This window comes from Pseudomonas sp. PLMAX (assembly GCF_046042685.1).
GTDB classification, from domain to species: domain Bacteria; phylum Pseudomonadota; class Gammaproteobacteria; order Pseudomonadales; family Pseudomonadaceae; genus Aquipseudomonas; species Aquipseudomonas putida_AE.
The window spans coordinates 6,612,379-6,625,000 of record NZ_CP064949.1; the positions used below are offsets into that span (position 1 = coordinate 6,612,379).

General features: G+C 55.9%; 10 protein-coding genes, 4 tRNA genes and 2 rRNA genes (1 of these 16 cut by a window edge). All 16 read right to left on the minus strand.

What is annotated here, in order from left to right:
- Positions 1 to 36: 36 nt before the first annotated feature.
- Positions 37 to 4,110 carry a DNA-directed RNA polymerase subunit beta gene (gene rpoB / locus DKB71_RS30205; protein WP_408599133.1) on the minus strand — a complete coding sequence of 1,358 codons (4,074 nt, stop codon included), beginning with the start codon at positions 4,108 to 4,110 and terminating at the stop codon, positions 37 to 39.
- A gap of 220 nt (positions 4,111 to 4,330) precedes the next feature.
- Positions 4,331 to 4,696, minus strand: coding sequence for a 50S ribosomal protein L7/L12 (gene rplL, locus DKB71_RS30210; RefSeq protein ID WP_034148078.1), 366 nt, complete (start codon positions 4,694 to 4,696; stop codon positions 4,331 to 4,333).
- A 75-nt stretch (positions 4,697 to 4,771) separates the two neighbouring features.
- On the minus strand, positions 4,772 to 5,272 hold the full coding sequence (rplJ, locus tag DKB71_RS30215) for a 50S ribosomal protein L10 (protein ID WP_007970413.1): 501 nt from the start codon (positions 5,270 to 5,272) through the stop codon (positions 4,772 to 4,774).
- 198 nt (positions 5,273 to 5,470) lie between these two features.
- Positions 5,471 to 6,166 (minus strand): 50S ribosomal protein L1, encoded by a 696-nt coding sequence (rplA, locus tag DKB71_RS30220; RefSeq protein WP_003186095.1) that lies wholly within the window; start codon positions 6,164 to 6,166, stop codon positions 5,471 to 5,473.
- Entirely contained in the window at positions 6,166 to 6,597 is a 432-nt protein-coding gene (rplK, locus tag DKB71_RS30225; RefSeq protein ID WP_007933726.1) for a 50S ribosomal protein L11, read from the minus strand. The genes rplA and rplK overlap by 1 nt, the downstream gene beginning before the upstream one ends.
- A 117-nt stretch (positions 6,598 to 6,714) precedes the next feature.
- The gene (gene nusG / locus DKB71_RS30230) at positions 6,715 to 7,248 is read right to left on the minus strand and encodes a transcription termination/antitermination protein NusG (protein ID WP_007933727.1); all 534 of its coding nucleotides are present in this window, start codon (positions 7,246 to 7,248) and stop codon (positions 6,715 to 6,717) included.
- A gap of 9 nt (positions 7,249 to 7,257) precedes the next feature.
- Positions 7,258 to 7,626, minus strand: a complete 369-nt coding sequence (secE, locus tag DKB71_RS30235) for a preprotein translocase subunit SecE (protein WP_274074388.1) — start codon at positions 7,624 to 7,626, stop codon at positions 7,258 to 7,260.
- A 45-nt stretch (positions 7,627 to 7,671) separates the two neighbouring features.
- Positions 7,672 to 7,747, minus strand: a tRNA-Trp gene (locus DKB71_RS30240).
- A gap of 169 nt (positions 7,748 to 7,916) precedes the next feature.
- Positions 7,917 to 7,992 (minus strand) — tRNA-Thr (locus tag DKB71_RS30245).
- Between the two features lie 26 nt (positions 7,993 to 8,018).
- Positions 8,019 to 8,092: transfer RNA gene (locus DKB71_RS30250), tRNA-Gly, on the minus strand.
- A 24-nt stretch (positions 8,093 to 8,116) separates the two neighbouring features.
- Positions 8,117 to 8,201, minus strand: a tRNA-Tyr gene (locus tag DKB71_RS30255).
- A 143-nt stretch (positions 8,202 to 8,344) separates the two neighbouring features.
- A complete protein-coding gene (locus tag DKB71_RS30260) occupies positions 8,345 to 8,785 on the minus strand; it encodes a hypothetical protein (RefSeq protein WP_274074387.1) in 441 nt (146 codons plus the stop codon).
- Positions 8,786 to 8,792: 7 nt separating this feature from the next.
- Complete coding sequence (locus DKB71_RS30265; RefSeq protein WP_408599134.1) at positions 8,793 to 9,542, minus strand: pantothenate kinase; 750 nt, start codon at positions 9,540 to 9,542, stop codon at positions 8,793 to 8,795.
- Positions 9,532 to 10,491, minus strand: coding sequence for a bifunctional biotin--[acetyl-CoA-carboxylase] ligase/biotin operon repressor BirA (birA, locus tag DKB71_RS30270; RefSeq protein WP_408599135.1), 960 nt, complete (start codon positions 10,489 to 10,491; stop codon positions 9,532 to 9,534). The genes DKB71_RS30265 and birA overlap by 11 nt, the downstream gene beginning before the upstream one ends.
- Before the next feature lie 137 nt (positions 10,492 to 10,628).
- A 5S ribosomal RNA gene (gene rrf / locus DKB71_RS30275) occupies positions 10,629 to 10,744 on the minus strand.
- Between the two features lie 154 nt (positions 10,745 to 10,898).
- Positions 10,899 to 12,622: ribosomal RNA gene (locus DKB71_RS30280) — 23S ribosomal RNA — on the minus strand (it continues 1,170 nt past the right edge of the window).

The following is a 12,622-nucleotide window of genomic DNA, read 5'->3' on the forward strand; positions in this document are numbered from 1 at the left end:
GGGCAGTGCTGCCCCGCTCTCGATTCGCGTCACGTGTTATTCGGTTTCCAGATCGATATCGATGCCGAGGGAACGAATTTCCTTGATCAACACGTTGAAGGACTCGGGCATGCCCGGCTCCATACGGTGATCGCCATCCACGATGTTCTTGTACATCTTGGTACGGCCGTTCACATCGTCCGACTTCACTGTGAGCATTTCTTGCAGAGTGTAAGCGGCACCGTATGCTTCCAGTGCCCAGACCTCCATCTCCCCGAAACGCTGACCACCGAACTGCGCCTTACCACCCAGCGGCTGCTGGGTAACCAGGCTGTACGAACCGGTAGAACGCGCGTGCATCTTGTCGTCTACCAAGTGGTTCAGCTTCAGCATGTACATGTAGCCAACGGTAACCGGGCGCTCGAACTTGTTGCCGGTACGGCCGTCGGTCAGCTGCATCTGGCCGCTTTCTGGCAGGTCTGCCAGTTTCAGCATGGCCTTGATTTCGCTTTCCTTGGCGCCGTCGAACACTGGAGTGGCCATTGGAACGCCGCCACGCAGGTTTTGAGCCAGGTCCAGGATTTCCTGGTCCGAGAAGTCATCGAGGCTTTCCTGACGACCGCCGATCTCGTTGTAGATCTCGTGCAGGAACTTGCGCAGCTCGGCAACTTTACGCTGCTCTTCAACCATGCGGTTGATCTTCTCGCCCAGACCTTTGGCCGCGAGGCCCAGGTGGGTTTCAAGGATCTGACCGACGTTCATACGCGAAGGTACGCCCAACGGGTTGAGGACGACGTCGACCGGGGTGCCATTGGCATCGTGCGGCATGTCTTCAACCGGCATGATCACGGAGACCACACCCTTGTTACCGTGACGACCGGCCATCTTGTCGCCCGGCTGGATGCGACGACGGATTGCCAGGTAGACCTTGACGATTTTCAGCACGCCTGGAGCCAGGTCATCGCCCTGCTGCAGTTTGCGCTTCTTGTCTTCGAACTTGTCGTCCAGCAGACGGCGACGATCAACGATGTAGGCCTGGGCCTTCTCGAGCTGCTCGTTCAGAGCATCTTCAGCCATGCGCAGTTTGAACCACTGGCCGTGCTCAAGACCGTCGAGAACTTCGTCGGTGATGTCCTGGCCTTTCTTCAAGCCGGCGCCGCCTTCGGCTTTGTGGCCGACCAGAGCGGAACGCAGACGTTCGAAAGTAGCGCCTTCGACGATACGGAACTCTTCGTTGAGGTCCTTGCGGATCTCGTCCAGCTGGGACTTCTCGATCGACAGGGCACGAGCATCACGCTCAACGCCGTCGCGGGTGAAGACCTGTACGTCGATGACAGTACCTTTGGTACCGGTAGGTACGCGCAGGGAGGTGTCTTTAACGTCGCTGGCTTTTTCACCGAAGATCGCACGCAGCAGTTTTTCTTCCGGAGTCAGTTGGGTCTCGCCTTTCGGAGTGACCTTACCGACCAGGATGTCGCCTGCGCCAACTTCAGCACCTACGTAAACGATACCGGCTTCGTCCAGCTTGTTCAGTGCAGCTTCACCCACGTTCGGGATGTCCGCAGTGATTTCCTCTGGGCCAAGCTTGGTGTCACGGGCCACACAGGTCAGTTCCTGGATGTGGATCGTGGTGAAACGGTCTTCCTGAACAACGCGCTCGGACAGGCAGATGGAGTCTTCGAAGTTGAAGCCGTTCCATGCCATGAAGGCGATGCGCATGTTCTGACCCAGTGCCAGTTCACCCATGTCGGTGGACGGACCGTCGGCCATGATGTCGCTACGCTGAACCCGATCACCTTTACGCACCAGCGGACGCTGGTTGATGCAGGTGTTCTGGTTGGAGCGGGTGTACTTGGTCAGGTTGTAGATGTCGACACCGGCTTCACCGGTTTCAACTTCGTCATCGGCAACACGTACCACGATACGGCTGGCGTCGACGGAGTCGATCACGCCGCCACGACGAGCCACGACGCAAACGCCGGAGTCACGGGCTACGTTACGCTCCATGCCGGTACCTACCAGCGGCTTGTCAGCGCGCAGGGTCGGTACAGCTTGACGCTGCATGTTCGAACCCATCAACGCACGGTTGGCGTCGTCGTGCTCGAGGAACGGGATCAGCGACGCTGCAACAGAAACTACCTGCTTGGGCGATACGTCCATCAAGGTGACGTCTTCCGGCGCCTTGACGGTGAACTCGTTCAGGTGACGAACAGCTACCAGCTCGTCGATCAGGACTTTCTTGTCGTTCATCGTGGCCGAAGCCTGGGCGATCACGTGATCGGCTTCTTCGATGGCGGACAGGAACACGATCTCGTCGGTGACCAGAGCGTCTTTCACCACACGGTACGGGCTCTCGAGGAAGCCGTACTGGTTGGTGCGCGCATAGGCGGCCAGGGAGTTGATCAGACCGATGTTCGGACCTTCCGGCGTTTCGATCGGGCAAACACGACCGTAGTGCGTCGGGTGTACGTCACGAACTTCAAAGCCGGCACGCTCACGCGTCAGACCGCCAGGGCCGAGTGCAGAAACACGACGCTTGTGGGTGATCTCGGACAGCGGGTTGTTCTGGTCCATGAACTGGGACAGCTGGCTGGAACCGAAGAACTCTTTCACCGCCGCTGCCACTGGCTTGGCGTTGATCAGGTCTTGCGGCATCAGGCCTTCGCTTTCAGCCATCGACAGACGCTCTTTGACCGCACGCTCAACACGTACCAGGCCAACGCGGAACTGGTTCTCGGCCATTTCGCCTACGCAGCGAACACGACGGTTACCCAGGTGGTCGATGTCATCGACGATGCCTTTACCGTTACGGATGTCGACCAGGGTCTTCAGTACCGCGACGATGTCTTCCTTGCACAGCACGCCCGAACCTTCGATCTCGGTACGACCGATACGACGGTTGAACTTCATCCGGCCGACCGCAGACAGGTCGTAGCGCTCAGGGCTGAAGAACAGGTTGTTGAACAGAGTCTCGGCAGCGTCTTTGGTTGGCGGCTCGCCAGGACGCATCATGCGATAGATCTCGACCAGCGCTTCCAGTTGGTTGCTGGTGGAGTCGATCTTCAGCGTGTCGGAGACGAACGGACCGCAGTCGATATCGTTGGTGTACAGAGTTTCGATGCGAACAACGCCGGCCTTGGCGATTTTCGCCAGGATCTCGGTGTTCAGCTCGGTGTTGCACTCTGCCAGGATTTCGCCGGTTGCCGGATGCACGATGACCTTGGCGGTTGTGCGACCCAGGACGTAGTCCATAGGCACATCCAGCTCTTTGATCCCGGCTTTTTCCAGCTGGTTGATGTGGCGAGCAGTGATACGACGACCTTGCTCGACAATAACCTTGCCTTTGTCGTCCTGGATATCGAGGACAGCGATTTCACCGCGCAGGCGCTGAGGCACCAGCTCCAGGCTGAGGGTCTCGCCCTTAACGTGGAATACGTTGGTGGTGTAGAACGCGTCCAGCACTTCTTCAGTGGTATAGCCGAGCGCGCGCAGCAGTACCGATGCAGGCAGCTTGCGACGACGGTCGATACGCACGAACACGCAGTCTTTCGGGTCGAACTCGAAGTCCAGCCACGAACCGCGGTAAGGAATGATGCGCGCGGAGTACAGCAGTTTACCGGAGCTGTGCGTCTTGCCACGGTCGTGGTCGAAGAACACGCCAGGGGAACGGTGCAGCTGGGAAACGATTACACGCTCGGTACCGTTGATTACGAAGGTACCGTTCTCAGTCATCAGGGGGATTTCACCCATGTAGACTTCTTGCTCTTTGATGTCCTTGATCGCTTTGTTCGACGATTCTTTGTCGAAAATGATCAGGCGCACTTTTACCCGCAAAGGTACGGCGTAAGTTACACCGCGCAATACGCATTCTTTGACATCAAATGCCGGTTCGCCCAGGCGATAACCGACGTACTCCAGCGCAGCATTGCCGGAGTAGCTGATGATCGGGAAAACGGATTTGAAGGCCGCATGCAGGCCCACGTCGCGGAACTGATCTTTAGTCGCTCCCGCTTGCAAGAATTCACGATACGAATCCAGCTGGATGGCCAGGAGGTACGGCACATCCATGACGTCCGGCAACTTGCTAAAGTCCTTGCGGATACGTTTTTTCTCAGTATATGAGTAAGCCATCAGCGTTCCCCAGCTTGGTCACCTGCTTGTTTGGCCCCTCCCGACGGGAGCAGCCAGAAAATCGTGCAAACCCCATGGTTTGCGCCACCGCATCGGGTGGTTACAGCTCGTCACCGGCACCGACCCAGTCGGCTGCCAATAACGGAAAAAGGCCGGTGGCAAGAGCCACCAGCCATCAGCCTGTCGCTTAACGCTCGGGCTGGAGACGCAAAGTCGATGCTTACTTCAGCTCGACTTTAGCGCCTGCTTCTTCCAGAGTTGCTTTGGCTTTGTCAGCTGCGTCTTTGGCAACAGCTTCCAGAACCATGGCAGGAGCGCCGTCAACTACAGCCTTGGCTTCTTTCAGGCCCAGACCGGTCAGTTCACGTACTGCCTTGATCACGTTAACTTTCTTCTCGCCAGCTTCGGTCAGCATGACGTTGAATTCAGTTTGCTCTTCAACAACGGCAGCAGCAGCAGCTGGACCAGCCGATGCAGCAGCAGCGGTAACACCGAATTTTTCTTCGAAAGCTTTGATCAGCTCAACAACTTCCATTACGGACATGTTGCCAACTGCTTCAAGGATATCGTTCTGAGAGATAGACATGAATCTAATTCCTGATATTGGGGACGGCCTACGCGACCATCGAAAAAAACAAAAAACGCGAGAAGTTGACGAGCCTTAGGCTGCAGCAGCTTCTTTCTGGTCGCGAATTGCCGCCAGAGTACGAGCCAATTTGCTGGTAGCGCCTTGAATCACGCTCATCAGCTGAGAAATTGCTTCGTCACGGGTCGGCAGAGTTGCCAGTACGTCGATTTGGTTAGCTGCGAGGAACTTGCCCTCGAACGCAGCTGCCTTGATCTCGAACTTGTCCTGACCCTTTGCGAACTCTTTGAAGATCCGGGCAGCAGCGCCTGGATGTTCCTTGGAGAAGGCAATCAGGGTAGGGCCAGTGAACACGTCGTTGAGGACACTGAATTCAGTGTCAGCAACAGCGCGCTTGAGCAGGGTGTTACGTACAACACGTACGTAAACGCCAGCTTCACGAGCCTCTTTACGGAGTCCGGTCATCGCGCCTACTGTTACGCCACGGGCATCAGCCACGACAGCGGACAGAGCGACTTTGGCAGCCTCGTTGACTTCAGCGACGATGGCCTTCTTGTCTTCGAGTTTAATTGCCACGGGTTTAACTCCTGCTTGTTACCGTTTCATCTGGTCGAAACCGGATGTCGTTTTGGTGTCTGATTCGGTAAGGAACCGGGAGCACCATCTGCGTAGGCTTGTGGTTTAAGACTTGCGTCGCCTACGGTCTTGGATAGCCCCCGCCAGGCAGGGACCCCAATTTTTCAATTGGCGCGATCACTCGCGCCAATCTGTGTCTTACGCGTCCAGCGAGCTCTGGTCGATAACCAGACCTGGGCCCATAGTGGTGCTCAGGGTAACGCGCTTGACGTAGATGCCTTTCGAGGAAGCTGGCTTGATACGCTTCAGATCAGCGATCAGGGCTTCAACGTTTTCCTTCAGCTTGACGGCGTCGAAGCCGATCTTGCCAACGGAAGTGTGGATGATGCCGTTTTTGTCGGTGCGATAACGAACCTGACCAGCCTTGGCGTTTTTAACCGCGGTAGCTACGTCTGGAGTTACGGTGCCGACTTTCGGGTTAGGCATCAGACCACGTGGACCGAGGATCTGACCCAGTTGACCTACAACGCGCATGGCATCCGGGGATGCGATCACTACGTCATAGTTCAGGTCGCCGCCTTTCATTTCGGCAGCCAGGTCGTCCATGCCTACACGGTCAGCGCCGGCAGCCAGAGCAGCTTCAGCAGCTGGACCCTGGGTGAACACAGCAACGCGAACGGTCTTGCCAGTGCCGTGTGGCAGCACAGTAGCGCTACGAACGACCTGGTCGGATTTACGCGGGTCAACACCCAGGTTTACAGCAACGTCGAACGACTCGCTGAACTTGACAGTCGACAGCTCAGCCAGCAGAGCAGCGGCGTCTACAAAGTTGTAGGCCTTGCCTGCTTCGATTTTGCCGGCGATAGCCTTTTGACGCTTGGTCAGCTTAGCCATTACACACCCTCCACGTTAAGGCCCATGCTACGAGCAGAACCGGCGATAGTACGCACGGCTGCTTCCATATCAGCTGCAGTCAGATCCGCGTTTTTGGTTTTCGCGATTTCTTCCAGCTGAGCACGGGTTACAGTGCCAACCTTAACGGTGTTCGGACGAGCGGAACCGCTGGTCAGACCGGCCGCCTTCTTCAGCAGAACCGAAGCAGGGGTGGATTTGGTTTCGAACGTGAAGCTACGGTCGCTGTAGACAGTGATGATCACTGGAGTCGGCAGACCTGGCTCAAGACCCTGAGTACGGGCGTTGAAAGCCTTGCAGAATTCCATGATGTTCACGCCGTGCTGACCCAGAGCAGGACCAACAGGTGGGCTTGGGTTAGCCTGAGCGGCCTTCACTTGCAGCTTGATGTAAGCGGTAATCTTCTTGGCCATGAGGCACTCCAATTACGGGTTCAAACGCCTCGAAAGGCTCCCCGGTTACTTGCGCGTTTATCCCAGTGACGACAAAACCCCACAGCCTAAGGCTGCGGGGTTGGGATGCTTGTTCAGTTAGACCTTTTCGACCTGACTGAACTCCAACTCTACCGGGGTAGAGCGTCCGAAAATGAGCACCGCGACCTGGATCCGGCTCTTTTCGTAGTTGACCTCTTCGACCGTGCCGGTGAAATCGGCAAACGGACCGTCATTGACGCGCACCGACTCGCCCGGCTCGAACAACGTCTTCGGCTTAGGCTTGTCGCTACCATCGGCGACGCGACGCAGAATCGCTTCTGCCTCTTTATCCGTGATCGGTGCCGGCTTATCGGCAGTACCGCCGATGAAGCCCATCACACGAGGAGTATCCTTGACCAAGTGCCAAGTACCCTCGTTCATATCCATCTGGACCAGCACATAGCCAGGGAAGAACTTACGCTCGCTCTTGCGCTTCTGGCCATTACGCATTTCAACCACTTCTTCAGTGGGAACCAGAATTTCGCCGAAGCCATCTTCCATGCCAGCCAGCTTCACGCGCTCGATCAGCGAGCGCATAACATGCTTCTCGTAACCGGAGTAAGCATGCACAACGTACCAACGCTTAGCCACGGGACACCCTTAGCCGACAATCAAGGAAACAAGCCAGCCGAGCAGGGAATCAAGCCCCCACAACAGCAACGCCATAACCAGGACAACAGCCACAACGATCAACGTGGTCTGCGTGGTTTCTTGGCGAGTTGGCCATACGACTTTACGAATCTCGGTGCGCGCTTCCTTAACCAGTACAAAGAAAGACTTGCCCTTGACCGTCTGCAGGCCTACAAAGGCAGCTACAGCAGCGATCACAAGCAAAGCGAGCACGCGGTACAGGATTGGCGAAGCAGAGTAATACTGATTGCCAACAACGCCAACAGCCACCAAAGCGACTACTACTAGCCACTTGAGCAGATCTAAGCGCGAGCCTTGAGCTTCAGCTTTAGGAGTCATCTATGAAGATCCTGTGAAAAGAAAGCCAGACACACCGAGTGAATCTGGCAGGTCAGGAGGGAATCGAACCCCCAACCTACGGTTTTGGAGACCGTCGCTCTGCCAATTGAGCTACTGACCTAAAACAAAATCAGGCCGACCATTATGCAGGCCCGAAAAAGACTTTACAACACTTACTCAATGACCTTTGCACTCCACCAGCACCTGGGACTCAAACCGCCCTCAAGCACAACGAAACACAACCAGGCCATTAAAACAAAGGCAGATATTTTCATATCTGCCTTGTTATATGGAGCTCTTGAGCGGATTTGAACCGCTGACCTCACCCTTACCAAGGGTGTGCTCTACCAACTGAGCTACAAGAGCGTAACACTGTGCAAAACCTGCAAACGTGGAGCGGGTAGCGGGAATCGAACCCGCATCATCAGCTTGGAAGGCTGAGGTTCTACCACTAAACTATACCCGCGAGGCTTGCAGCTCTCGCTAAAAATGGTGGAGGGGGAAGGATTCGAACCTTCGAAGTCGTAGACGTCAGATTTACAGTCTGATCCCTTTGGCCGCTCGGGAACCCCTCCTAAGCGAGCCGGCATTCTACATCATGCCAGCCTTCTGTCAAGCATTTTTCTCATTAAAATCCTGAGCTTATCTGCGTTGACCTCGCTTCACCTCGTTGACCGCTTTAGGTCTTCGCTGTGGAGCGGGCGCCATTCTATGCAAACTATTCGGTGGGTGCAACCCCCCCACACAGCATTATTTTATGTTTTAACTCATTGAATTCTCTAGAAAGGTTTATCAGCTGCAGGTCATCCAGCCAGCGCTTGCTTTCAGGGGCCACTCGGACCCAGTACGCAGGGGGTTCAGCGGCACTGGGCGGCAGCGACTGATACTTCACGCCCATGCCGGTCAACCTGCGTTCAAGCGCTTGCTCGACCTCCTGGCGAGTAAAACCACCCAGATATAGGCACTCCGCCTCTGCCTGCGCCACCTGCCCTTTATCCTTGGCCTTGTCCGTCGCCTCGCTCAAGAGACGAATGTCCTGCTGGGAGCCGCGATACAAGCTCAGGGGCGTCACATCCTTGGCTCGCAGGGGGGCCTCCTGTTGATGCCAGACGTAATAGAACACATTGAGAACGAGCAGCAGCAGAAACAACCAACGCATAAAGACCTCAGGACAAAGGGCATGCCATCGCCAAGCCGACGAACACCAGGTCGGGAACCACCCGGGCCTCAGGCACGATCTCGCTGACCAGCGCCGCATCGCCACCAGTGAGGAATACCGTAAAACTCTCCCCCCAATAACCACGCGCCATCTCCAGCTGCGTCAGAACGAACCCCCGAAGCATCAGCAGGCAGCCGCGCTCAACCGCCTCGACCGTTGTACGACCTGGAACAAGCCGCTCCAAGGCGCGCTCAGCCGCCAGATCTCCATAACGAATCTTGCGGGTGTGGGTGCGCAGCTGGTTTCGCATCAATGGCATCCCAGGGCATATGAACCCTCCGAGATGCTCTCCATTCCCGGAAACAAAGTCCGCAGTCACCGCCGTACCAAAATCAAGTACAAGGCAGGCGCCAGACGCCAGATGAAAACCTCCCAGCAGCGCCAGCCAGCGATCAAGGCCAAGTCGTTCGAATTCCTCATAGCCGTTGCGAACACCGGCCATTGCCTCTGTGGGGGCTGCACAGACCACTGAAATGTCGAAGGTCGCCTTCAGCCGGGCAATCAATTCGCCGGTTTCTTCGGCCGTCCTGACACTCACCAGGCGACAGAACTTCAGGGCAAGGCCTTGAATCTCTTTTACACCCTCAAGCAATGCCAGGTCGGAATCGACGACACCCTCTCCCACGACCTGACGGGCATTCGCCTCGAGGACGCGCCACTTGATGAAACTGTTTCCGCAGTCGAGCTCAAGAATCATGACGCAACCTCAGACTTAGCTCACCGCCACTGAAGATTTTTTCCACATCACCCACCTTCAAGCGCAGCGCACCCTGACCATCGATGCCCAGCACTTCGCCATCTATTTGGTTTGCACCCGCAATCAACGACACCGCACGCCCCTGCCACAGGTGATGCTGCTCCCACTCAGCCTGGATTGCCGAAAAGCCATCCGCCTGATGGCGAGCCAGGTACTTCTGCAGCATTTCCCCCAGCTGCGCGACCAGGCGATTGCGATCAAACGCCCTGCCCGACTCCAGGCGCATGGACGTCCATTGCTGGTCGACTTCATCGGTCATCTGCATGTTCACATTAATCCCGACACCCAGCACCACGTGACAGACGTCGGCAGGGTCCCCCACCAACTCAAGCAGGATGCCGGCGATCTTCTTCTGCCCCACCAGCACATCGTTGGGCCATTTCAAGCCCACACCGGGAATACCGAGCTCGCGCAAGGCCTGCATGACGGCGAGCCCCACGACAAGGCTCAAGCCCTCCAGCTGGCGCATGCCCCCCTCGATCCGCAAGACCAGGCTGTAATAGATATTCTCTGCGAATGGACTGACCCATTTTCGCCCTCGCCGCCCGCGGCCCGCAGTCTGCCGCTCGGCAAGCACAACAAAAGGCGCAACCTGGTGCCGCTCGATGGCGCGCAAGGCTTCGGCATTGGTGGAATCAAGAGAGTCGAAGACCAGAACTGGCCATTTGCAAGAGGGAGCCAGTCGCTCTACCTCCACGGGATCAAGCAGAGTCAACGGCGCAGCCAGTTGATAGCCGCGTCCTCGAACCTTATGAATGGACAACCCCAGCTCAGCCTCAAGATGCTGAAGCTGCTTCCACACAGCACTGCGACTGATACCCAGGGCAGCGCCCAGCGCCTCGCCCGAATGGAATCGGCCATCTTTAAGAAGCTCTAACAACGTCAGCATGCAGGTCTCGCCTCACAATGAGGCCCGCATGATAGCCACGCCCTGAGCCCTTGCATAGAAACCCGGGGTGACAGATTTTCCTGCGGACAAAAACAAAACCCCTACCTGCATACGCAGATAGGGGTTTCGGAATTTAATCTTGACGATGACCTACTCTCACATGGGGAAACCCCACACTACCATCGGCGATGCATCGTTTCACTTCTGAGTTCGGGATGGGATCAGGTGGTTCCAACGCTCTATGGTCGTCAAGAAATTCGGGTACTGAGTCGTGGCCGGTTGGCCTCGCTTCAGCAAATTGGGTATGTGACAGCTGGTGTTTTGTGAGTATCTCGAACTTTCGGTTCTTTCGTCTTCACACACCGCAATCTGGCCTCTCTCGAGTTCGCAAATTGCTTGGGTGTTATATGGTCAAGCCTCACGGGCAATTAGTATTGGTTAGCTCAACGCCTCACAGCGCTTACACACCCAACCTATCAACGTCGTAGTCTTCGACGGCCCTTCAGGGGACTCAAGGTCCCAGTGAGATCTCATCTTGAGGCTAGTTTCCCGCTTAGATGCTTTCAGCGGTTATCTATTCCGAACATAGCTACCCGGCAATGCCACTGGCGTGACAACCGGAACACCAGAGGTTCGTCCACTCCGGTCCTCTCGTACTAGGAGCAGCCCCTCTCAAATCTCAAACGTCCACGGCAGATAGGGACCGAACTGTCTCACGACGTTCTAAACCCAGCTCGCGTACCACTTTAAATGGCGAACAGCCATACCCTTGGGACCGGCTTCAGCCCCAGGATGTGATGAGCCGACATCGAGGTGCCAAACACCGCCGTCGATATGAACTCTTGGGCGGTATCAGCCTGTTATCCCCGGAGTACCTTTTATCCGTTGAGCGATGGCCCTTCCATACAGAACCACCGGATCACTAAGACCTACTTTCGTACCTGCTCGACGTGTCTGTCTCGCAGTCAAGCGCGCTTTTGCCTTTATACTCTACGACCGATTTCCGACCGGTCTGAGCGCACCTTCGTACTCCTCCGTTACTCTTTAGGAGGAGACCGCCCCAGTCAAACTACCCACCATACACTGTCCTCGATCCGGATAACGGACCTGAGTTAGAACCTCAAAGTTGCCAGGGTGGTATTTCAAGGATGGCTCCACGCGAACTGGCGTCCACGCTTCAAAGCCTCCCACCTATCCTACACAAGCAAATTCAAAGTCCAGTGCAAAGCTATAGTAAAGGTTCACGGGGTCTTTCCGTCTAGCCGCGGATACACTGCATCTTCACAGCGATTTCAATTTCACTGAGTCTCGGGTGGAGACAGCGCCGCCATCGTTACGCCATTCGTGCAGGTCGGAACTTACCCGACAAGGAATTTCGCTACCTTAGGACCGTTATAGTTACGGCCGCCGTTTACCGGGGCTTCGATCAAGAGCTTCGCGTTAGCTAACCCCATCAATTAACCTTCCGGCACCGGGCAGGCGTCACACCCTATACGTCCACTTTCGTGTTTGCAGAGTGCTGTGTTTTTAATAAACAGTCGCAGCGGCCTGGTATCTTCGACCGGCGTGGGCTTACGCAGCAAGTGCTTCACCCTCACCGGCGCACCTTCTCCCGAAGTTACGGTGCCATTTTGCCTAGTTCCTTCACCCGAGTTCTCTCAAGCGCCTTGGTATTCTCTACCCAACCACCTGTGTCGGTTTGGGGTACGGTTCCTGGTTACCTGAAGCTTAGAAGCTTTTCTTGGAAGCATGGCATCAACCACTTCGTGTTCTAAAAGAACACTCGTCATCAGCTCTCGGCCTTGAAATCCCGGATTTACCTAAGATTCCAGCCTACCACCTTAAACTTGGACAACCAACGCCAAGCTGGCCTAGCCTTCTCCGTCCCTCCATCGCAATAACCAGAAGTACAGGAATATTAACCTGTTTTCCATCGACTACGCTTTTCAGCCTCGCCTTAGGGACCGACTAACCCTGCGTCGATTAACGTTGCGCAGGAAACCTTGGTCTTTCGGCGTGGGTGTTTTTCACACCCATTGTCGTTACTCATGTCAGCATTCGCACTTCTGATACCTCCAGCAAGCTTCTCAACTCACCTTCACAGGCTTACAGAACGCTCCTCTACCGCATC